The 21,586-nt window shown below is 45.8% G+C and carries 21 protein-coding genes; all 21 read right to left on the bottom strand.

Annotated elements, in window-relative coordinates:
- Positions 1 to 43: 43 nt before the first annotated feature.
- The gene (locus tag L1D21_RS00800) at positions 44 to 2,728 is read right to left on the bottom strand and encodes a DUF6701 domain-containing protein (protein ID WP_239843323.1); all 2,685 of its coding nucleotides are present in this window, start codon (positions 2,726 to 2,728) and stop codon (positions 44 to 46) included.
- A gap of 13 nt (positions 2,729 to 2,741) precedes the next feature.
- The gene (locus tag L1D21_RS00795; protein WP_239843322.1) at positions 2,742 to 3,194 is read right to left on the bottom strand and encodes an MSHA biogenesis protein MshP; all 453 of its coding nucleotides are present in this window, start codon (positions 3,192 to 3,194) and stop codon (positions 2,742 to 2,744) included.
- Positions 3,184 to 3,975: a prepilin-type N-terminal cleavage/methylation domain-containing protein gene (locus L1D21_RS00790; protein ID WP_239843321.1), complete on the bottom strand. Its 792-nt coding sequence runs from the start codon at positions 3,973 to 3,975 to the stop codon at positions 3,184 to 3,186. The genes L1D21_RS00795 and L1D21_RS00790 overlap by 11 nt, the downstream gene beginning before the upstream one ends.
- 47 nt (positions 3,976 to 4,022) lie before the next feature.
- Positions 4,023 to 4,625, bottom strand: a complete 603-nt coding sequence (locus tag L1D21_RS00785) for a type II secretion system protein (RefSeq protein ID WP_239843320.1) — start codon at positions 4,623 to 4,625, stop codon at positions 4,023 to 4,025.
- The gene (locus tag L1D21_RS00780) at positions 4,615 to 5,079 is read right to left on the bottom strand and encodes a type II secretion system protein (protein WP_239843319.1); all 465 of its coding nucleotides are present in this window, start codon (positions 5,077 to 5,079) and stop codon (positions 4,615 to 4,617) included. The genes L1D21_RS00785 and L1D21_RS00780 overlap by 11 nt, the downstream gene beginning before the upstream one ends.
- A gap of 199 nt (positions 5,080 to 5,278) precedes the next feature.
- Entirely contained in the window at positions 5,279 to 5,791 is a 513-nt protein-coding gene (locus L1D21_RS00775) for a prepilin-type N-terminal cleavage/methylation domain-containing protein (RefSeq protein WP_275658871.1), read from the bottom strand.
- A gap of 89 nt (positions 5,792 to 5,880) precedes the next feature.
- A complete protein-coding gene (locus tag L1D21_RS00770) occupies positions 5,881 to 6,486 on the bottom strand; it encodes a type II secretion system protein (protein WP_239843316.1) in 606 nt (201 codons plus the stop codon).
- 118 nt (positions 6,487 to 6,604) lie between these two features.
- The gene (locus L1D21_RS00765) at positions 6,605 to 7,087 is read right to left on the bottom strand and encodes an MSHA biogenesis protein MshF (RefSeq protein ID WP_239843315.1); all 483 of its coding nucleotides are present in this window, start codon (positions 7,085 to 7,087) and stop codon (positions 6,605 to 6,607) included.
- A 30-nt stretch (positions 7,088 to 7,117) separates the two neighbouring features.
- Positions 7,118 to 8,335 (bottom strand): type II secretion system F family protein, encoded by a 1,218-nt coding sequence (locus L1D21_RS00760; protein ID WP_239843314.1) that lies wholly within the window; start codon positions 8,333 to 8,335, stop codon positions 7,118 to 7,120.
- Between the two features lie 2 nt (positions 8,336 to 8,337).
- Positions 8,338 to 10,098 (bottom strand): type II/IV secretion system protein, encoded by a 1,761-nt coding sequence (locus L1D21_RS00755; RefSeq protein ID WP_239843313.1) that lies wholly within the window; start codon positions 10,096 to 10,098, stop codon positions 8,338 to 8,340.
- Entirely contained in the window at positions 10,095 to 11,324 is a 1,230-nt protein-coding gene (locus L1D21_RS00750) for a tetratricopeptide repeat protein (protein ID WP_239843312.1), read from the bottom strand. The genes L1D21_RS00755 and L1D21_RS00750 overlap by 4 nt, the downstream gene beginning before the upstream one ends.
- The gene (locus L1D21_RS00745; RefSeq protein ID WP_239843311.1) at positions 11,321 to 12,226 is read right to left on the bottom strand and encodes an AAA family ATPase; all 906 of its coding nucleotides are present in this window, start codon (positions 12,224 to 12,226) and stop codon (positions 11,321 to 11,323) included. The genes L1D21_RS00750 and L1D21_RS00745 overlap by 4 nt, the downstream gene beginning before the upstream one ends.
- 6 nt (positions 12,227 to 12,232) lie before the next feature.
- Positions 12,233 to 13,930: a pilus (MSHA type) biogenesis protein MshL gene (gene mshL / locus L1D21_RS00740; RefSeq protein WP_239843310.1), complete on the bottom strand. Its 1,698-nt coding sequence runs from the start codon at positions 13,928 to 13,930 to the stop codon at positions 12,233 to 12,235.
- Complete coding sequence (locus L1D21_RS00735) at positions 13,930 to 14,262, bottom strand: MSHA biogenesis protein MshK (protein ID WP_239843309.1); 333 nt, start codon at positions 14,260 to 14,262, stop codon at positions 13,930 to 13,932. Before L1D21_RS00735 ends, mshL begins: the two co-directional genes overlap by 1 nt.
- Complete coding sequence (locus L1D21_RS00730; RefSeq protein ID WP_239843308.1) at positions 14,249 to 14,899, bottom strand: type II secretion system protein M; 651 nt, start codon at positions 14,897 to 14,899, stop codon at positions 14,249 to 14,251. Before L1D21_RS00730 ends, L1D21_RS00735 begins: the two co-directional genes overlap by 14 nt.
- Positions 14,896 to 15,501 carry a PilN domain-containing protein gene (locus L1D21_RS00725; RefSeq protein ID WP_239843307.1) on the bottom strand — a complete coding sequence of 202 codons (606 nt, stop codon included), beginning with the start codon at positions 15,499 to 15,501 and terminating at the stop codon, positions 14,896 to 14,898. Before L1D21_RS00725 ends, L1D21_RS00730 begins: the two co-directional genes overlap by 4 nt.
- Positions 15,502 to 16,374 carry an MSHA biogenesis protein MshI gene (locus tag L1D21_RS00720; RefSeq protein ID WP_239843305.1) on the bottom strand — a complete coding sequence of 291 codons (873 nt, stop codon included), beginning with the start codon at positions 16,372 to 16,374 and terminating at the stop codon, positions 15,502 to 15,504.
- A gap of 259 nt (positions 16,375 to 16,633) precedes the next feature.
- Positions 16,634 to 18,541, bottom strand: coding sequence for an RNase E specificity factor CsrD (gene csrD, locus L1D21_RS00715; protein WP_239843304.1), 1,908 nt, complete (start codon positions 18,539 to 18,541; stop codon positions 16,634 to 16,636).
- 427 nt (positions 18,542 to 18,968) lie between these two features.
- Positions 18,969 to 20,216 (bottom strand): malic enzyme-like NAD(P)-binding protein, encoded by a 1,248-nt coding sequence (locus tag L1D21_RS00710; protein ID WP_239843303.1) that lies wholly within the window; start codon positions 20,214 to 20,216, stop codon positions 18,969 to 18,971.
- 182 nt (positions 20,217 to 20,398) lie between these two features.
- A complete protein-coding gene (locus L1D21_RS00705) occupies positions 20,399 to 21,169 on the bottom strand; it encodes a thermonuclease family protein (RefSeq protein ID WP_239843301.1) in 771 nt (256 codons plus the stop codon).
- 187 nt (positions 21,170 to 21,356) lie between these two features.
- Entirely contained in the window at positions 21,357 to 21,569 is a 213-nt protein-coding gene (gene rpmE, locus L1D21_RS00700) for a 50S ribosomal protein L31 (RefSeq protein ID WP_011864187.1), read from the bottom strand.
- Positions 21,570 to 21,586 lie beyond the last annotated feature (17 nt).

Genomic DNA, 21,586 nt, shown 5'->3' with positions numbered 1-21,586 from the left:
TAGCGGAGTCGCGCGAAGCAATCGAGATCAAAAAATACCGCGATTAATTCACTTCTCGCCAGAAGATCACCTTGTCATGACCACGATAAGTTCCGAAATAAGCGGTCGCTCTTGGATCGTAAAGCGTGCTTGGTGTGGCTGCATCAAAATTCCAAAACCATTTCAACCAAGGTTGTACATGCTGTTTAAGTGGCACTTCTCCGGCGCTATTGGGCACAGAGAAAAACAGATAACCTAGCCCACCCGTTACAATGCCAGATTGAGAAGTCAAACGACTGTCGTTATAGGCTGACAAAGAAGCAATACTCACAGGCAGGCTCATATAAAGCCCGCTAATCGCAGTTTCTCCCGCATCACTCGAACTCGGCGTTTGATACACAGAGCAATAATCTTCAATGTTGGTTTGCCACACCGCCTCACCGCTTGTCGTCAGGCTGGCGACATATTGGGCTTCAATCGGTAAGCGCAAGCTTTCAGACTCAGGCCCATACCCATTATCTAACAGCATTCGGCCATATCGCAGTGGCATACTCTGAGATTCACCAATATTGTCAAACCGATAGCTCAAACAGCTACCCACGGCATCAGCTTGATAGCAGACACCATCTTCATCGCTGACATCATTAACCGATAAAACGAGATCAAATTTAGCGTCAAATGGGGCTAGCGGATCTGTGCTGCGCTGATATTGTACTTCAGCACCAATCAATTCGGCGCTGTTGGGCGAAGCTTGATAAACCACTGTGCCACTGACACCCGTTTCGGCGCCATCGACAATGGTCGCCAAGCTAGTCACATCTTGATATTGGCGCTCAAGCCATTGATTCTGCTCAGCCGCCGTCTGATGTTTATAACGCCACCAATCGCCGATTTGATAATTCTGGGTTTCACTGTTTGCCGCATTAAAGCCCAATACCGTAAGTTGCGGCTCCGCCCCAGCAGTAAAACTAAAAGGCTGATCTAAATAGGTAAAACTACCACAACTTGGCGTGATTTCCGGAACATTGCCAATAACCTTGAGATAAGCAGGCGTAAAGCGTCCGAACCGTTCGCTGCTGCTATTGGCTTTTGAAATCGTCATCCCTTCATAGCTCACATCGTTAGCTAATTGTACCGTCATGGTACCCACTTCATCCCAGCTTTGATTACTGATCTGCTGTGCCATTTCGCCACTGGCTAAACTAAATCCGCTACTGCTCACTCCAAGGCTACCCGAACTGCCTGTACTGGGCTGCGCCACTTGAGACTGCATCGACAAATTGCTGTGTTGGAAGTTTTGTAGCGCCATATTATCGCTAAAGTCGCTATCGCTATCACTTTGCCAACCCGCAGCGATAATCTGCATAGCAAAACCTTCGCCTGCTTTGGCCAGCACCTGACAATTGGCATCAAAAGGATCGCTGCTATCACAACGTGGGTTAGTGCTCACATTGGCAAAATGAAACCCTGCTGGCGCAGCGGTAAAGTTATCGCTATGAGTGAGACTTAAAGTCTCACTACTACCGTCTGGTAGCGCCACGGAATACAAAAATTCGCCACTCACAGAGACCACTCCAGCCTCGGGATAATTCACATTGAGCGTCGCGACTCCGTTTGCATCAAATTGCACATTTAAACTTTGGCTAGTACCAGCATCTATCTGAGTCGACACACTCGGGGCATTAACACTGGTCACGGCTAATGACGCCGCATTGTTCACCACAGATGGGCGTAGATAATCGAAATTGAAGTTAATCGCTTGAGTTTGATTGCTAAACAGCGGCTGGCATTGCTGAGTTTGCGTATCTTTAGTCACCGCAAACAGCGAAAAGTTACTGCTGGTTTTACTTGAGGTCGTATTCGGCACATCGAAATACAACCCTGTATCTTCATAGGTCAATAAACACTGGCTGTTAGCCACTAATACGCCATCAATATAGCAGCGATAAGGCAGCGCAGGAGCAACCCCACCAAGCCCTAATAATACAGTTCCACCACTGGGATGCCAGACAGAGGTTTGCGTATGACCGACAAAGCTGACATCGCTATACTTTACCCCTCCCTTAGTCAGCACAACACTGGCAGCGGTATTCGACTCAGTTGAGCAATCATCATTCGCGCAACTACGTAACTGAATGGTTTTCGCCATGCAGGTCAGCGCGCCCGAGGTCAATTCGAGCCTGAAGTGATCTTCGCCAAGTTGCTCTTTACTACAGATATCATTCAGGTCGGCATTTTCGATCACCGAAAGATCGATATCGATAGAGGTATTACTGTAAATATCGAGTTCACCACCAGCAGCAAAAGCACCATCAATACTGGTTTGGGGTTTAATATCCATGTCGCCTGCAACATAGATGATGCCATTAATATAGTTATGACCAGAAAGGGTAAATGTGCCTCTGACATAAATAAAAAGATCTTCAGCCTTGCCATACTGATTGAGGCTGGAATTATTGAGTTCTAAATTATCGAAATAGAGTCTTGTGGTGGTGCCATTGGTGTCTATAAAACGATTATGACTAAAGCTGCCATCCCTAAAGTTATAGTCACCTGGAGTAAAATAATCGCTTCGATTACACCCTTTATTATTACATGACAAATCACCCAATTTAGGGCCTATATCATCAGGTGGTACCAACTTTTCATCGGGTTTTGGCACATTGCCAGATGGCGGATCGGTAAACACACCCGAACACTGCGGCAAGGCATACAGATAACCAGGAAATAGTATTGCTATCAGCAGCAACAGTCTTAATCCCTTAATCACGCGCCTGTACCTCCACCTTACGATTGACTCGGATACAAGAGTCGCCATCACAATTCGCTGCACCACAAGTGGCTTCGCTGGAGATAGCATACAGCGTCTCTCCAGCAAACGTCGTTGAACTACAAGTTAAATTAACACTACAGCCTCGAAAGCCAACGATGTCGGGAGGAGTCCAACTACTGCTCGCCAAACAAACACTATCGGCAGCTAAACCACTTAGAGGAAACAGTCGTGCTAACGCCACTTCCGCGCCACTATTTGCGGCGGCAAATGCTCTCGTTCCCAACACCTCTAAATTCACTTGCTCATCGGCATCACGCAATATATTCACCAAAGCCGCCGCCATCAGAAACATCACAGTGATAATGAACACGCCGACGACCAAGGCACTGCCTCGTTGATGACGGAGTCTGCGCGGTTGCGCCTGATCAAATTTAAGGAACATTGATCACCTGCACTTGATGCTGATATTGAAATGCTTGGCCGTTAACTTCAAATTTAGGACTCAATTGCACCACGGCATTATTGATTAAGGTACCGGGAGTAAAGCTAATTGGTGGCTGAATTGATAGATCATCGACTAGATTTTCTGCCATTAACACACCTGAGCCCAAGGTCGCAGGCGTCGGTTGTAGCGACTGTAATCCGTAATGGCTATAACGCCTAACCTCACCAGAAGATAAGAAACAGTAACTCAGCGCATCTGACACCACAAAATAACGTTTTTGTGGCGATGCCTGGCTAAACTGCACTTCACGTTCAAATTCAATGGCATTACCAGCGAGGGAGCTGATATTAAACACTCGCCCACTGGTTCCCGCGGGGTTAGTTCCGTAGATCTGACTCGGAGTTAATGGGTAAACTACTATTTTATCAGTACTATTTATCGCAATTGGCACGGGCATCACACTGCCGTTATCGGCTGCAACAGCGGGCGCTATCGGCAAGTCGACGTAGCTTGAGCTGGTTACAATAGGCACAAATTCCAAACATTGATAATTGGTCGCCGAGGTAACCCGTAAACTGTTAGGTAAGGCATTACGTAATTCACGAGTCATACGCTCAACCACAAATCGACTCTGACTCAATACCTGATCGACCGAGGTTGATTCCACAAAAATACGCGTGCCTAAAACCACAAAGCTACTAACGCCGACCACTAAGACACCTAAGATCACGATAACCGTCACCATCTCGACCAAGGTGAAACCTCTGCTTGCTCTCATATTCGAAGGCATTTTAGACTGTACTTGAGAAGAACATCGACCCTTAATCAAAAGTTACTCCTCAAGGCGTGGTAAGTGATAACTTCGCCATTGGGCGTGGTCACATCTATGGCAATCAGCTTGCTATTTTTATTACTGTTTGGATAGGTCACAGTGACTAACAGCTGATAATTAACATACTCTTGAGCATAAGTTTTGCTGGAGTTGAGCATCAGACTATTTTGATTGAGGCCTTGGTAATCGTCGACATCACGATAAGCATTTCGGCTTAAGCCATTTGCACCGAAATCGACTGCATCGGTGCAAGCCTCTCCAGCGGGTAAACCTAATTCGGGCTTAGCGGCCGCACCACAAGCTGGAACCCCGCCATTAGCGTTGGTGTGTTGGTCATAACGCTTACCCCATATTTCATTAAGAATAGAGTGAGCCAACTCGGCCGAGCGCACTCGGTGTAATGTCTCGGCGGCACGATCTGCTTGAGGAAATAACAGGCTGGTTAATAACACTAGGGCGATACCCAGCACGAGCATTCCCACCACCAATTCAATCAGAGTAAACCCCTGACTCAAACAATAACGACGGCCTTGACTATAACGCCAACCGAAACAATTGCTCTGCAAGTGAGGAGAGGAATTAACCTTAGCGCCCATGGATATAGCCCTGACTTTCGATAGTGAGATCTAAACTTTCATCCGCCACAACCTTGATAATACAGCCCGAGCTACAAGTAGGCGCAATCACCCCATGACGATCAAACAATAAGGCAAAATCGTTACTGCCATTGAGGGTTAATGAGCTTTGACTTGGCAGTGTTTGAGGGTTGCCACTGACAATCACACTAGTGCAATCGGTTTGATAAGCCATCATGCGGTAATCATTAGCACTGACCTCGACTCCATAACAGCGATCTTGATTATTCATCGCCATCATCTGTACCCGTCGCAGCTCACTAATAAACTCATCTCTAAGGGTGTAAGCACTGAAACTGGAACTGTTAAAAAAGCGCGGCAATACCACCACAGCAAGAATGGCAATCAAGGTAATGGTGGTGACTAACTCGACAAGGCTAAAACCTTGCTGCTTTTGCATAGATACACTATCCATAATATTGGCCAATAGCTTCTGCTACTCAGGGCAATGGTTCGAGTCCTTATGAGCAAACGCTACAGAAACCCTAAACTATAAACTTTCAGGCTTAAAACTTTTAGTCTTAAAAGCAGTGATAATCAGCTTAACAACAAGAAAAAATAATAAAAAGAGATAAAAAAGGCCTGCATTGCAGGCCTTTAGGAAACACGCTTAATTAGCAGCCAGAGACATCTTTGTCGATAGTGACAACACCAGCAGCATTTGCGTAACTCACGTAGCAAGTGCCTGTAGGTGGAGTAGCTTGTCCTTGAGGATAAAAATATATGGTATCGCTAGCTTCAACATACAACCACTCTGCGGTTGAATCTGTAACAGTAGATTCATCAGCATCGATATCTAACATATTTGCTAGACTAAACTCCCACTGTGGTACTGCATGCCCTACATCAAGTGCTACCTGAGCACCGGCAGAATCAACTGTCACAAATGGTTCGTTATCGACTCCAATAGTTGCTGCGACGGATTGAGTATTATTACCTTTAATCAGCGACTTAGACACGATCAAGCTATCCGCACCTTTAAGCGCTGCTTCTAGGCCACTCACGGTTGACGCACGCGCATCTGTCTGTAGATTGATAAACTTAGGCGCTGCAGTTACCGCTAAAATACCTAAGATAATGATCACGACAACCAATTCGATTAGCGTAAAACCACTTTGTTTATTCATCTTCATTTCCATTTATCCAATTAACTTAATTAAACTTAACATATTAAAATTAAAAATCTTTACAGAAAATCACCGCTTAACGGCCATGATTAATTGATAAAGCTTTCAACACGCCCCGTACCTGGGTTATATAAGATCCCTTTGGCACCTGTTGTTGATAAATCTGGCGCGGGATTAGCCACACCAGTAGTTTGATCTATGGCCAGTGAAGACACTTGGTGATACACGCACAGATCTAAATTAGTCACAGCGGTACCATCTACAGTATTTCCTGAACCACCAGCACCGTCTAACATTCGAACGCTATAACGCGCCGAACGAGCATCTTGGTTAAACAACACGTTACGTGGTGCGCTCTGTAAAATGTTATCGAAAACCTCTTTACAGGCATTATTCGTCATCGCCGTCGCACTGGTTAGCGTTAAGCCGGTAGGAAAGCCAAAACGTGTATCAACATTGATAGTGGTGCCATCTAGCATCACACTGCTATTGTTACGACCCGACACTTCCCACTGAGAACGAACAAAACTTACTGCCGTTGCTAAACCACCCGCTACGCCATCAACACTAGCATCTTCAGCATCGTCGGTAACATTAAGAAAACGCGGAATAGCCGTTGCAGCTAAGATACCCAAGATCACTATCACTATGACTAATTCAATCAGTGAAAATCCTTGTTGCCTACTTTTAGTCATACAATTACCTTAAATTAATGATGAAATTTTTCTGTGTACTTTAGTGTTATCTTATATCTCAGATAGGCTGAATATTCTATCAGCTTCCCCTATTTAAAACGCGATGAACGTCAATAATTTAGTTGTACGTCAATAAAATAACCTCTCCAGAGGACAATTTGTAGCGAATTTGATCACCATTTCGACTGCTATACAGGCATATATCACTGCCGAGCCCTTGTGCCATTATCGATGCTTCAAAACGGCTATCGCTTCCCATTAGCTGCTGCCATAATATTTTGCAACTGTTTTCATCGACATGAGCTAGAGTTGGCCAGCCTAATTCATTGATTAATATACTTGTGTCTTGTTCATTTTCTGGAAGCAGCCAATTTAATTTCATCTGCTGCGGCCGTCCCTGCGCTAGCCATTGGCCACGGATCATAGCCAACACATTGAGTAATCGAGATTGCTCCACGCGTAAATTCTGCGCAGAAGTTTGCTCAATGGCGTTGAAATAGCGAAATCCAAACACCGTTAAAATCACCAATAACACACATAACGCCACTAACCTGCCATAAACCTGCAATAAGTGATTATCACTTTGCTGCTGACTTTGCATGTTTATCACCGTGCTTTCAAAGGCATGGCGTTATCCGCCCTTAACCACATTGAGCATATCCCACATGGGAAGATATATGCCCAGTGCTAAAATCAGTACGATAACCGCTACGATTCCGATCAGAATCGGCTCCAATTTAGCGGTTAGGTTCTTCAAGTCGTAGTCGACCTCACCCTCATAAAAATCGGCAGCGTCATTGAGTAGCTGATCGATCTGACCCGTTTCTTCACCCACGGCCACCATTTGCAATACCAGCGGGGTAAACAACTTGCTTTGGTTCGACACCCTCAACATGGAATCACCAGACTCTATGCCACGGCGCATTCCGACAATGCGATCATGCATAAATGCGTTATCCACCGCATCGGCCACTAGGCTCAACGCCTGAGTCATAGGCACGCCCGCGCTGAGCATCATGGCGAAACTACGGCAATAACGTGACAAGGTTGAACGTTCGATGATACTGCCAACGGCGGGCAGTTTTAACTTCCACTCATCCCACTGTTTTTCGCCTTTGTCGGTATTATGCCAATAGCGAATGCCGATAAATCCCGAGATGGTAGCCACTACCAACAAATACCAGTAGTTGACGAAGAAGTTAGAGGTGTTGATCAGTAACTTAGTCGCCCAAGGGAGATCGGCCCCAAAGCGCGAAAACATATCCGAAAACTTGGGGATCACCATGATATTCAGCACCACTAAGGCTAGCGCTACAGCAATCAACACAAACGTTGGGTAACGCATCGCCGCCTTTATGCGACGTCGGGTTTCCTGCTCGCGTTCGATATAACCCGATAACTGAATAAAGGCATCTTCCAACTTACCTGTGTTTTCACCAACATGGATCATCGACACAAACAACGCATCGAATACATCGGGATGATGGTTCATTGCCGATGACAAGGGACGTCCCGAGGTTAATTGCTCTGAAATATCATGCAGCGCCTGTTTCATTCGCTTCGAATGAGTGCTTTCAGCCAGTCCGGCAATCGCCCGCAAAATGGGAATACCGGCACGGGTTAACGAATACATCTGCCGAGTAAAAATCTGCAGTTCATCTAGGCTGACCTTGCCTTTAAACAGCGTATCTAAAGTAAACGCCCTGCTGAGCTTGGCTTCCATGACAGATAACGGAATCACCGCTCGAGACAATAACTGATCGGCAGCAGCGCTTTCCGAAGCCGCGTCAACGCGTCCCGTCACCACTTTGCCCTGAGCATCCCGTCCTCTGTATTCGTAGATAGGCATAGTTATCGCTCAGTCGCAGCAGATTGCGTCATTTCAGCCGACAATGGCACCTGATTATCAAAGCCATCTTCAATAACCTTGGCCACTTCTTCGATTGTCGTCACCCCTTGCGCTAAATACTCCAGCGCTGACTCTGCCAATGGAGTAAAACTTGGACTCTTGTATGCCGCACTGGCAAAGTCTTGTGGATTGCCCGTGCGCATGGCTTCAATCATGGCTTCATCAAGCTCCAAGATCTCAAACACCCCCACTCGTCCACGATAGCCGCTGCCATTACAGCTTTGACAACCCGTGCCGATTTTAAAAACCGCCTGAGAAAAATCTTTCTTGGATACTGAATTAAGCCAAGCCATATCTTGCGGTGTCACATCATAAGACTGCGCACAGTTTTTACACACGCGTCGAACCAGACGCTGAGCAATAATCACCCTCAGGGCACTGGCAACCAGATAACTTGCCGCGCCCATATCGAGTAATCGCAAGGCACTGGTTATCGCATCATTGGTATGCAGTGTCGATAATACAAAGTGACCGGTTAACGCGCCTCGCAGACCAATCTCCACCGTTTCCTGATCACGCATCTCACCCACCATAATGATGTCTGGATCTTGACGCAAAGTGGTACGCAACACATTAGAGAAGTCGAGGCCAATTTTGTGGTTAACTTGCACTTGGTTGATACGAGGCAGTTGATATTCCACCGGATCTTCGACGGTAATAATTTTTCTATCTGCAGTATTTAACTCACTTAGTACGCCATAAAGGGTGGTCGTTTTACCGCTACCTGTTGGTCCTGTCACCAGTAGCATGCCATGAGGCCGCTTAATGTGTTTGCGCACACGGTTTAACATGGCCGCAGGCATACCGGTTTCGTTCAAGGTCAACAGACCCGCTGACTGATCCAGCAGACGCATTACCACAGATTCACCGTGATAAATCGGCATGGTCGACATACGCACGTCAATCTTGTGTCCTTTGATTTCCATATGAAAACGGCCATCTTGTGGCAGTCGTTTTTCAGAGATATCTAAGCCTGCCATCAACTTGAGCCGCAATACCAAAGCCGAGGCAATATTCACTTCTTGCAGGGTATTTTCCTGCAATTGACCATCGATACGTTGTCTGATCCGCAGGACTTTTTCCCCCGGCTCGATATGAATATCCGAGGCGCGCATCTGTACCGCATCTTCAAAAATCGACTGCAACAATTTAACCACTGTGGTTTCATTATCGCTGTCGGCATCGGTGATGCTGGCTAAATCAAACTGATCATCGGCGGCATATTCTTCTTCCAACTTACCCGCAATTTGGGCAATTTCACCAGTGCGGCGATAGAGGTTATCGAAAGCATCGAGTAGCTGCCTCTCAGTCACAACCGCAATGGTCAGATTCTTTGGCGCTAAAAGCACCTCGATATTATCCATCGCCTGCAAATCAGCGGGGTCGCTCATGGCAACAACAACATAATCGCCTAAATCTTCGACCACTAGCGCACGATAACGACGAGCCTGTACTTCGGGTAATAAGTTCACCACCTCAGGAGAAATTGCTCGGCGACTGATATCTAAAAAAGGAATATTGAGCTGTTGTGCTAAAAAGTGCAGTAGCTGCTCTTCGGTAATACAGGCGAGATCGATAAGGGTTCGCCCCAGTTTTTTACCACTGTTTCGCTGTTCAACTAAGGCCTGAGTCAGTTGCTCTTCGGTGATGATCTGCTCTTGTACTAATAGATCACCTAAACGCATCTTTAACTTAGGTTTCATTCGATATCTCCTAACTGCGTTAATCTTTCTTCGATAAACGCACTGGCTTGGCTAGACAAGCCTTTTTGCATTAATGCCTGCTGATAGGCCTGTTTGGCCGCAGAATATTTACTTTGAGAGTCTAGTGCATAGGCCAATCCCATCCACCATTTAGCCTGTTCTGGTTCGACACGTGCCAACTGGCGATAACTCTGTTCTGCTAAGCTAAACTGCTGAGTTTGCTGAGCAAGATAACTCTCCATGGTCCACTTTTGCACTGCCAACCTGTGAGTGTCGGGGATCAATTTGAGGCTTTGCAGCGCTTTATCATTTAACCCCGCCGACTGGTATACCCGAGCCAGCAGTAAAGCATAATCGTATTCTTGAGGATAAAGTGTCAGTCCTTGGCTCAATAGCGACTCGGCTTGGCTCAACATCTGTTGCCCGTAGTACAAGGCTGCAAGATGCTGCCTCGCCTGATGCAGAGCGGGATTCAACTTAATGGCAGCTGTAAAACTTTGCTGTGCTTGCTGCATTTGACCTTCAGCTTGTAGCGCTTTACCCGCATCGAAGCGCTTTTGCGCCAACGCTTCATTGGACAGCTTCACCTCAGTCACCGCCATCGCCCCCGTGTTCGCCTTGGAGTTCTGCTGATTATTAACATCAGCCTTGCTTGTTAAACTGGAACGGGCGCTCACAGTGCTATGCGAAACTTCACTATCAGGCTGGCTCTGTTTAACTTGCTGTGCAACGGACTCAACTTGATGCTTTTTCTGAGATTGTGGCTGAGACTGTTTTTTTATCAAAGGCTTAGGCGAAATAACTGTCTCATCACTTTTATCCTCAGTGGCGACAGTAAGATGCTCAGCCGAGGCTGCAGTGGCTAGCGTTTGTATTTCTACTTGCTGTGGTGCAGGATCTACTATTGCTTCAGTCGTGGTCGCACTCTGGTTTTCGTCTGATGCTGTCGATTTCAAAGCTCGCTCACTGGCTTGCGACACATCTTGCGCTAAACTCTGGGCAAATTGTTGACTCATCTGTTGATTATCTTGTTGCAGTAAGGTCAATTTTCGCCAACCAAAAAAGCCACCTAACAACAGCACGCCTAAGGCAAATATCAATAATATCCAAGGCAATTTGCTGGCAGACACCTGCTGATATTGCAACTCTGGAACAGGTAATTCATCGGCCACACTCGTCTGCTGACGACGATCGAGATCTTTGAGCATAGTGTTAATGACACTCATATCAGCGCTCCGACGAACCAATGCCATACCATTGCACTCAGCACTGCGACACTCGTTAATGCTGCCAACCACCAGCGCTTCATGGTGACAGGCGTAGCATCTTCGGTATCGGCTATCGCCGCATTGATATGGCCGCGACACACCTGTTGTCGTCCCTCTCCAAAAGCAACTAACAAAGCCTTATGAGCTAAAACATTGATCAATCTAGGGATCCCTCTAGCCGCCTTGGCAATACGCTGACTATCGGAAATAGAGAAAAGCGCCTTGCCCTGACCTCCGGCAATTTGCAGTCGATGAGATAAATACGCCGTGGTTTCCTGGCGCGTTAACGGCCTTAATCGATAACTAAAGGTGATACGCTGTCGCAACTGACGAAACTGTTTCAATTGCAGGCGCTCATCTAATTCGGGTTGAGCAAACAGCACCACTTGCAGCAATTTTCGGCTTTCAGTCTCTAAATTAGTAAACAGACGCAATGCTTCTAAGCTTTCATCAGGCAAGGCCTGCGCCTCGTCGAGCACTAACACGATGGAGTGACCATGAGCCGATAACGCCACCAATTGCTGTTGGATTAAGCTGGTCAGTTGCTGCTGATCAATCTGAGGAGAATATTTAAGACCCAATTCTGCCGCCAGCGCCCAACGTAATTCATCAGGCTTTAAATAAGGATTGGGCAGGTAGGCACAATGAAAACGCTGTGGAATATCGTTAAGCAGTTTTCTGCAGATAAGCGTCTTACCAGTCCCCACTTCACCGGTGACCTTAATAAAACCTTCACCAGTTTGTAACGCCGTTTGTAGCACCTGCAGAGCCTCAACATGAGGCGCTAAACCAAAAAAGAATTCGGTGTTAGGCGTCAGGGAAAATGGCGCTTCCGCTAATCCAAAATGCTGCAGATACAAGCGCGATTACTCCTTGCTTTCTTCTGGGTACCAGCGATCCAATAAGGCCTTCGAACGTTCAAGCTCACTCTTCCAGGTTTCAGCACCGACAACCGTCGGTTTAAGTAAGATCACCAACTCTGTCTTCTTTAATGAATTAGAACGATTGGTAAAGGCTTCACCTAAGAAGGGAATATCCCCCAGTAAAGGCACCTTAGACACTTGCTGAACATTCTCGCTCTTCATCAAACCGCCAATCACCACCACATCGCCATTACGCGCTTTGATGACAGTATCTGACTCACGGATCTCGCTTTGCGCCAGCGGCAGCTCAAGGGTGCTGTCTGCAATCTGAATCGATTTATTTTGCTCTTTAATATCGATGACCGAAGGATGCACATGTAACAGCACATTGCCCTCTTCATCAATTTGAGGCGTCACATCTAAAGCAATACCAGAGAAGAAGGGCGTTAATTCGACTTCGGGTGAGGTCACCGGCGTGGTTCCCGCTACCGTCGTTGAAGATACGTCGGTAACAAAGTACTCATCACGACCCACCTTAATTACCGCTTTTTGGTTATTCGAGGCGGTAACTCTAGGGCTAGATAGCACATCGACATCGCCTTGAGTGTCGAGCAAGTTGATCATGGCACCAAAATCTGAGCCTTGAAGGCTTAAAGAGGTTACGCCCCCCAAAGAGGCTGTAATTTGATCGCCATAGCTGCCCGCAGAGGTACCAAAATTAATTTTAGTATTACCATTACCGAAGGCACTACCAAGCACATTATCCCATTGAATTCCCTGCTGATAACCATCAGAAAGAGTCACCTCTAAAATTTTAGCTTCGAGGATCACTTGACGCTGCAGATGGCTCTCGGCTTTCTGCAGAAAGCGCTTCACCTGACGTAATTCACTCGGATAGGCACGAATCGTTACCAGCCCCGCCTGAGGCGAAACCACCACTTGGCGTCCACCACCGGTATCACCCACTATCGATACCAGCGTGTCTTTTAATTCGCCCCAAAAATCGGTTTTGGTTTTGGAACGGATAAAGGTACCGTTAGTGGTGTCATTGCTACTGTTACTCGAGTTACCGCTGGCATCACTATTGTTACTGTTGCCGTTGTTATTGTTGCCGTTGTTATTGTTGCCGTTGTTATTGTTATTACTGTTATTGTTGTTATTACTGTCTGAAATACGGCCAGAGTTAACTGAGGTCAGCGATAGCCCCTGACGCTCCATATAGAGATAATTTAACGGAAAGGTTTCGGTGCGCATCCCAGCAGGGAATACCCGTAAAATACGCCCATCACGGCTCACTTCATATCCATAAATATCTTCGACCACCTTAAGCGCTTCACTCAAGGTAACCCCTTTCAATGACAGTGAAATAGTGCCAGTCACATTGGGATGCACTGCAACACTCAGCGGCGTACCTTGCACTAAGCTAGGAAAGAATACCCTTGCATCAACATCATTTGCCGACACATCAAAACGACGTTCAGTAGGCTGATTAGCTGGCATATCACTTAATAGTGAAGAGTTTGATAGCTCCTGCTGCACTGAACTTGGCATCTGCGCGGCAGGCGGAACCGTTTTTGGGCTTTGCTGTTGTAGAGAATGTGATAAAGCCTGCTTCGATTCTACTGGCTGAGGACGATCCGTCGTCTGACATGCCGTAAGCAGTAACGCAATCAGTGGCGTAATTGTTTTTATCGATGTCATTATTGTCCCTTAGTCTCAGTCACGGCTTGATATAGAGTGAATTGGCGGCCATCTGCCAGCCAAACGCCGTTGTTATTAATGCGCACTATTTTCACACCTTGGACCTTGTCGCCAACGGTGAACAGTTGATTATTGAAAACTGCTGTCGCACTGCTACCCGATAGCAATACACTGTTTAATTTTAATTTTTGTTGCTGCTGTGGGCTTTTCTCCACCACTGCACCGACTCCAGGACGAGTCGGATCTCTTAGCGGCTGAGCGTTCACAGGCAAGCAGTTACCCACTAGCGTCAATATCAGCAGCGCAAACGCTGTTACTTTAGTTAGCAACACTGATAAAATCCTTATTGATACTTAAGCTGTACAATTCTAAAACCACATTGGCTTTGGGATATTGAGTGACAGCATAATCAAGTTGTTTCCAATAGAGTTTATTGGGCATATTTTCTACCGCTTGAATAAAGCTTAAGGTAGAAAAATAATCGCCTTCTAATGTCAGCTTCATACCGTGGCTGTAGACATTCAGTTTGTCTTGTTCACCGACGCTCAACAGCGGCGTTGGTGCAATAGTGTCAAACCCCAGTAACTTAACCCCTTTAATCCGCCCTAATAACTCACTCAGCATGGCCGGCATATGTTTCGCTGGCACCATATCAACCATTTCGAACGCTAACTGTTTATCTATCGCTGCCATCTGCTGATTCAAACGAGCCTGACGCGAGCGATATTCCTCATCAGGATCTTGTGCCAGCGTCTGCTTGTATAAGGCGATTTGTGCTACTGCGGTGTTGTTCTCATCGGTAATGGATTTCACTTGCTGTTGCAGCTGTTGATGCTCAACCAGTTGAGCTTCCAGCGGTAGGTATAGTAATAACCCCACGACAGCCACGACCGCGATAGAAACCATGCCTCTTTCCCGTGGAGATAACTGATTGAATCGTTCTGCGGCTAAACTCCATCTACGCTTCATTGGGTCGCCTCCTCATCGCTTCTGCTACGCAGCACGAATGACAAAGGCTCACCTTCACCACGACTCATGGTCAAGGTACTAAAATGCTGTCCTTTCAAGGTTTTTACCTGCTGTAAGCGATCAACCCATAGCGGCACACTCAGCGGGTCGCTACTGAATCCTTCAAACTCGAAACGACCATCAACCACATAGATGCGATTTAGCCAAATTTTGTTATCGGCCACCGTCGCTAAATCAGTTAATAACGAGGAGTAACCTAGGCTAGTCATCTTCTGTACATTGCCTAATTCGCCCAATAAACGCCGCTTAAGCTCAAGCTGTTGGGTCAGCAAGTCCACCTCGGCCACTAAGACAGACGAGGCCTTACGATTGATCACTTGCTGTTCCAGTTGGTTCTTAATGCGATTGTGCTCTTTATTTTGAATCGACAATTGGGCTTTTTGCTGTGTTAGATCGCTAACGAAAACATAACTCACTAAGTTGGCAGACAACATCACTATCAGCAATAACAAGGCTCCCTGGCATAATCTAGCAAAAGAGAGTCTTAACTTGGCTGGTAGCAGAGATTCACTAAAAAGGTTAACGCGCAGTTTGGTCGCCATCTATGCTACCTCTTGCTGTGAATAGCTGAATTCGGCATAAGCCAATTCGGCCAATTTATCAGCCACTCGAGTACAAGCGATGCTGGTCACCTGTTGGTCAAAATTATTCGATAACAGCTGAGCTAACTCTTCGCTGGCACCTTCCATCAAAACCTTAATTGAAGTGATGGGCGCCTGACGCAACTGGCTCTCGAAATAATCCATAGAACGCTGTAATTCCAAACTGAGGTTATCGGCCACGCCTAGGCTTAAATCTTGTGCTGAAATGCTATGTAGCTGATTAAACCCTCTGACACTGCGTTGCATAAATAGCTGACCTTGCTTGATCACCGCCAGTTTTAGTTCTTGGTTTGGTTCGTGGCACAACACAAGTTGGGCTTGGCTTGCATCACCCAAGACATGGCTGATCGCCATCTCGGGAATCGTGATCCCTTCAATAACAATGCCGCAGTTCTGGGCAGCGACAGCCATATTACTCAGTAGCTGACGCTCGACCACCACCACAGTTAACTTATTACTGTTGGATTGAGGTGACTCAAAATAGTCAAAATGCACTTCACTCAATGGTTTGGCTAACATATCTTTTATCGACCAAGGCAGAGCTTGGCTGATTTCCGACTCTTCCACCACAGGCTTATCGACAATTAATAGCTGGTAATAAGCCGCATTGAGCACCAGTTGCAGGTGCGCACCGGGAGTCCGTTTAGCGAGGGTTTCGAAAGCCTCATGCCAATTGTGATCGGTCAGAGGAATAGGACGTAACGCAGCATCAGCTTGATAGACAGTCAACGCATCTGGAGTAACGTGCACGCCGAGATCGACTCGTTCATGCTTTTTTTGCCAGAACGCAAATTTGCTCAACAATTTTTCCATCAAAGCTATCCATTATCCTAATTGCGCAATATTAATTTATCTTCCCAATAGATATTCAACTATTGATCTTAAAACCATAAAAACTGAGAGGTGCGTCAAATATTTAAGCCACCTAGCGTCAAAAAAATCTTCGTCATCCTAATGTTGAAGTGGCTAATTTTAAAAATAAACACCACTAAGCAAACCATAAACCAGATTTCATGCTGAAATTAACTTTAAATTAACAAACACCTTTTCACTTATTCAAGCAATAAACGCATTAACCTTGCTCAACCGGTTCGCTAAACAGGCTGCCCTGCCCGGCACTAACACCTAAGATTTTTAGGGTCTGCCACTCCTCAAAGGACTCGATACCTTCGGCAAAAAACTGTACATCGGAGCGATATAAGCCACCAATTAAGCTACGGATAAACAACTGGTTCTCTTGGCGCAGATTGATCTGTCTGACGATAGAGCGATGCAGTTTAATAATTTCTATCTTGCAGTTCTGGATGTAATCCATACTGACAACTTGCTGACCCACTCGGTCAACACACAGGCTTGCCCCCATCTTAGTGATCATATCCAGATGAGGTTTAAGACTCACGATATTGTTCACCAACACATCTTCATTGACCTCGAAGATTAACTGGGGCACCAAATGGCGATATTCCAATAAGGTGGTTTTTAACCAGCGCGTAAATGCCCGACTGCGCAAGGTATCCAAACTCAGGTTAATACTGTACTTCACCTCGGTATTATCCTTGGCACTTAATAAGTCGGAAATCACCGCTTCAATCACTTGTCGCTCAATTTGAGGCGTTAAGCCACATTTGGTCGCCATAGGCAGAAATAGCGTCGCCCTCACTAAACCGCCAGCGTTATCTCTCAGTCGACAAGAGATCTCGCGGTGATGCTCAATACCATCACTGTCGACCACGGGCTGCGAGAATGTCACCACACGTTTATTGGCTAGCGCATATTCTAAGAAGCTACGCCAACGCACCGAACCGCGGGCGAATTCTTCATCCACGGCGCCTTTGTCATACATAAACCAGCCGCTACCACCTTGAAATTGCGCCGCGCGCAATGCCATTTCGGCTTCTTCAAACAACTGGTCTTTGCTCTCACCAACCTTGAAATAGGCAACCCCGATATGGAAGAAATCTGCTCTGTCTTCAAGCCAATCCAACGGCTGGGCCAGACACACTTTTAATAACTTAGCCGCTAACTTCTCCACATCCACCAAGGAGATCTGCGGCACCACAATGGCAAATTGGTTGAAGGAGCGCCTCGAAAAAATACTATTGGCCTGGGTGTCTAATACCTGATCGATACCGCTAACGGTCTGAGTTAAAAACTCGCGCAACACCTCAGGGTCTGACTCTTGCTGCAACAGATCTAAGTCTTCTAACTCGATCAACAACAGGGCACCCGGAGCCATCATCCCCGCATCATTGCTTAAGGCATCGAGACGGTTTTTCAAAAACAGTAAGTTACCGATGCCGGTTTCTGAATCGAGGAAGGTATTAGAACGAATAAATTGGTCGAAGCGGGCCCGCTGCTTTTGCGCATCATCCAGCTCAAGTAACATCTGGGTTAAGGCACGATTGATCAGTCGTGGGCGACCATCGGCACTTTCGGCCAAGGCCTTATCGTAATCGCCAGATAAAATCAGATGACTGCGCTTGGCCAAATCTTCAATCCCTGACATCTGCTGCTTTAACCAACGGTTACCCCAGCGTACCAATAACCATAACGACAAGGCTCCCAACACAAAAATCAATACACTGTGCCAGCTTAAGTTATCTAACACTAAGGGCTGGGGCACCTTGATATGAAATTGTAGATCTAAATTGTCATCAAGTACTCGGTCATAACTCAGAACTGCCACACTTGGATTGGGATGATCATATTGATATAGCACCTCGCCCTTCCTAGTTAACTGAAAGTGCTGCGCTCGGTAAACCGAAAGGATTTGCGGTAACCATAAGTCGAGATTTTGTAGCTGATGTTTTTGCTGCTGAGTCAATATGGTTTCTAGCTCAACCATCTGATGCTGCTGAAACCGGTAGGTTAATTGCACAAAACTGACTAAGGCGGTAAGCAAAAAGATAAATGCCACAGCTGCAAGTGAAAGCAGCCAGAAAGCAGATAATTTTTTGGTAAGAATTTCAGTCAGTTTCATTTCCGCTTCCTGCAGGATTATTATTTTTATTTAACCTGAACTCGGGATAACGAGTGTCGGAAAATCTAAATTTAACAAGCTAATTCAATGTTATAAAGGATTACTTCGAAAAGGAAAGTCTATTTCCTGACTGAATGCGCAGATTTTTGGGCATATCCAGGCGCTCTGTCGTACACCATAGCGAGCTATGGTTAGGCAGAGCAACGCAGAGAGGCACGCAAAGATGCCTATTCAGCGGCTCTGCTTATCCAGAGTTCAGGTTATTTAATGCCACAACATCAGAACGGACTCATAGCCCGAGTAAAGATCATTATATCTGGCTAATCTAAGCTTAATAAATAAGCTTAAAGAATCACCATACAAATAAACCCGATTAGGCACAATAAAAAAGGGCCATAAATGGCCCTTTCTTACTCACCTTTAGGCATTATCTTAAATAATGCTCAGGTAAGCTGTTAATCGCTGCCACACCCGAGTCGATTGCTGCTTGTGCCACCGCTTTGGCCACATTCGACAATAAGCGAGGATCCATTGGCTTAGGGATCACATATTCAGGACCAAACTTGAGTTCAGTAACATCTGGATATGCCGCTAATACTTCAGCAGGTACAGGCTCTTTAGCCAGATCAGCAATGGCGTGTACCGCAGCAATTTTCATTTCATCATTGATCTGTGCGGCACGAACGTCCAATGCACCTCGGAAAATGAACGGGAAGCAAAGCACGTTATTCACTTGGTTAGGGTAATCACTACGGCCTGTTCCCATGATCAAATCTTTACGAGCACTGTGTGCCAATGCCGGTTTAATCTCAGGATCAGGATTAGAACAAGCGAAGATCACTGGGTTTTCAGCCATTAGCTGTACATCTTCCGCTTCCAGCACATCAGCACCAGAAAGCCCTAAGAAAGCATCGGCACCTTTAATCACATCTTGTAGCGTACGCTTGTCGGTGTTGTTGGCAAACAGCGATTTATATTCATTGATATCTTCGCGACGAGTATGAATAACCCCTTTACGGTCAAGCATATATACGTTTTCACGCTGAACTCCACACTTTACCAACATGGTCATACAAGCGATGGCTGCCGCGCCAGCACCCATACAAACAAACACTGATTCTTCTAGCTTTTTACCCTGGATCTCTAATGCGTTGATCATACCTGCTGCAGTCACAATCGCTGTGCCGTGTTGATCATCGTGAAACACAGGGACATTACAACGCTCGATTAAGGCCTTCTCTATTTCAAAACATTCAGGCGCCTTAATATCTTCTAAGTTGATACCACCGAAAGTATCGGCAATCGCCTCTACAGTATTGATAAACTCTTCCGCTGTGCGATGCTTTACTTCAATATCGGTAGCATCAATATTGGCAAAGTGTTTGAATAATAATGCCTTACCTTCCATTACAGGCTTAGAAGCCAGAGGGCCCAAGTTACCTAGACCAAGAATAGCGGTACCATTAGATATCACCGCGACCGTATTCCCCTTTGCGGTATAACGGTAAGCGTCATCAGGATTAGCAGCAATTTCACGTACTGGCTCAGCCACTCCAGGGCTATATGCGAGTGCCAGATCCATGCTGGTCTCTGCGGGCTTTGTTAGGCTAACTGCGGTTTTTCCTGGAATAGGAAATTCATGATAGTCGAGTGCTTGTTGACGGAAATCGGCCATTTTAATAATCCTGCAAAAATGCGACAAAGTAACTGTTCGAGTAAGGTCTTGGTTTTTATTGCTGCTTAACAAAATCTAACAGGTCTTAAGCAGCTGAATATTTTAGACGCTAAGATACTCGAAATAAGTCATTTTTTAAACTAAAGATTATAAAATTTAGACTTATCATTGAAAAAATTATGCTAAGGCTTATTTTGCAAACTTATCTGTGACGGATGATGACTAATTAACTGCCATTTTTTGTAGGAATAATACAACTCACCACGGACAATAACGGGGGTTTCAAGCATGTTCAGGGGCAAAATGTTGCTAAAATTACCAAATTCCTCACTAGGCACATCCACATAAAGCTTTTTGTCGATTATTAACCAGAAATCCTGACCTTTTCTTTCAAAACCCGTGATAACTCCTCTGACCTCCCGCCAATGGTTCAAGTCCTCTCGAGAAAGCTGTTCAACCGTCATAGGTTGATAGGCAGATTCGGCCCATAATCCGATGTGGTTTTCTCTTGCCTGCTGTTCAACTTGCGCTAAGCATCGCCAAAAATAGTCATTTTGATAGACACGCGCCTTAGCATAACCATGGCTTAATAATAGCTCCTGTAGATGAAGTCCGGCTTCGGTATACACATAAGCTAAGGTGCGACCTTGGGGATCGAGACGCTTCATGTCAAAAGCCAGATGCAATGTCTGCCCCGCTTGCACATTGTGAAGCAAAAATTGTCTGACTTGCGCGGCAAACGGCTCTGATAGTTCAGGGTAAGCCTGATCGAACTCTGGCGCATCGATACCAATCAAACGCACCACACGGCCATCATCAAGTTTAATAGTATCGCCATCGATAACTTGACTTAATGTGACAGTTTCATCGAAATGGGTAGGAACACAACGGCTGGGCTCAGCTTGAACTAGCCAAGGATAAAAACTCAAACATAAAACCAGTAATCTGAGCATAAATCGCCTCCTTGCACAGTAACTTGGGATAAGGTTCCCAATGCAAAGCCTAGTTATAACACATTAGATAATGTTGTTCTGTGATGATAATTCGGCGCAATCCTTTGCAACAAGACATCATAAATATCAGGCAACAAAAAAGGCGCCATATAGGCACCTTTTTCTAGGTTCATTGCAGAAGTAATGATTACTTCTTGCCAAGCATACCGAAACGCTTGTTGAACTTGTCGATACGTCCGCCAGTATCCATAACTTTCTGGGTACCAGTGTAGAATGGGTGACATGCACCACATACGTCCAAATGCAGTGGCTTACCTGCAGTTGAGTTTACTTTGATAACGTTACCACAAGTACAAGTTGCAGTGATTTCAGCATATTCAGGATGAATGCCTGGTTTCATTGGGATTACCTCAAGTT

The organism is Shewanella sp. Isolate11 (genome assembly GCF_022398315.1).
Taxonomy (GTDB): Bacteria; Pseudomonadota; Gammaproteobacteria; order Enterobacterales; family Shewanellaceae; genus Shewanella.
This window is presented reverse-complemented; position numbering and strand designations above follow the sequence as displayed.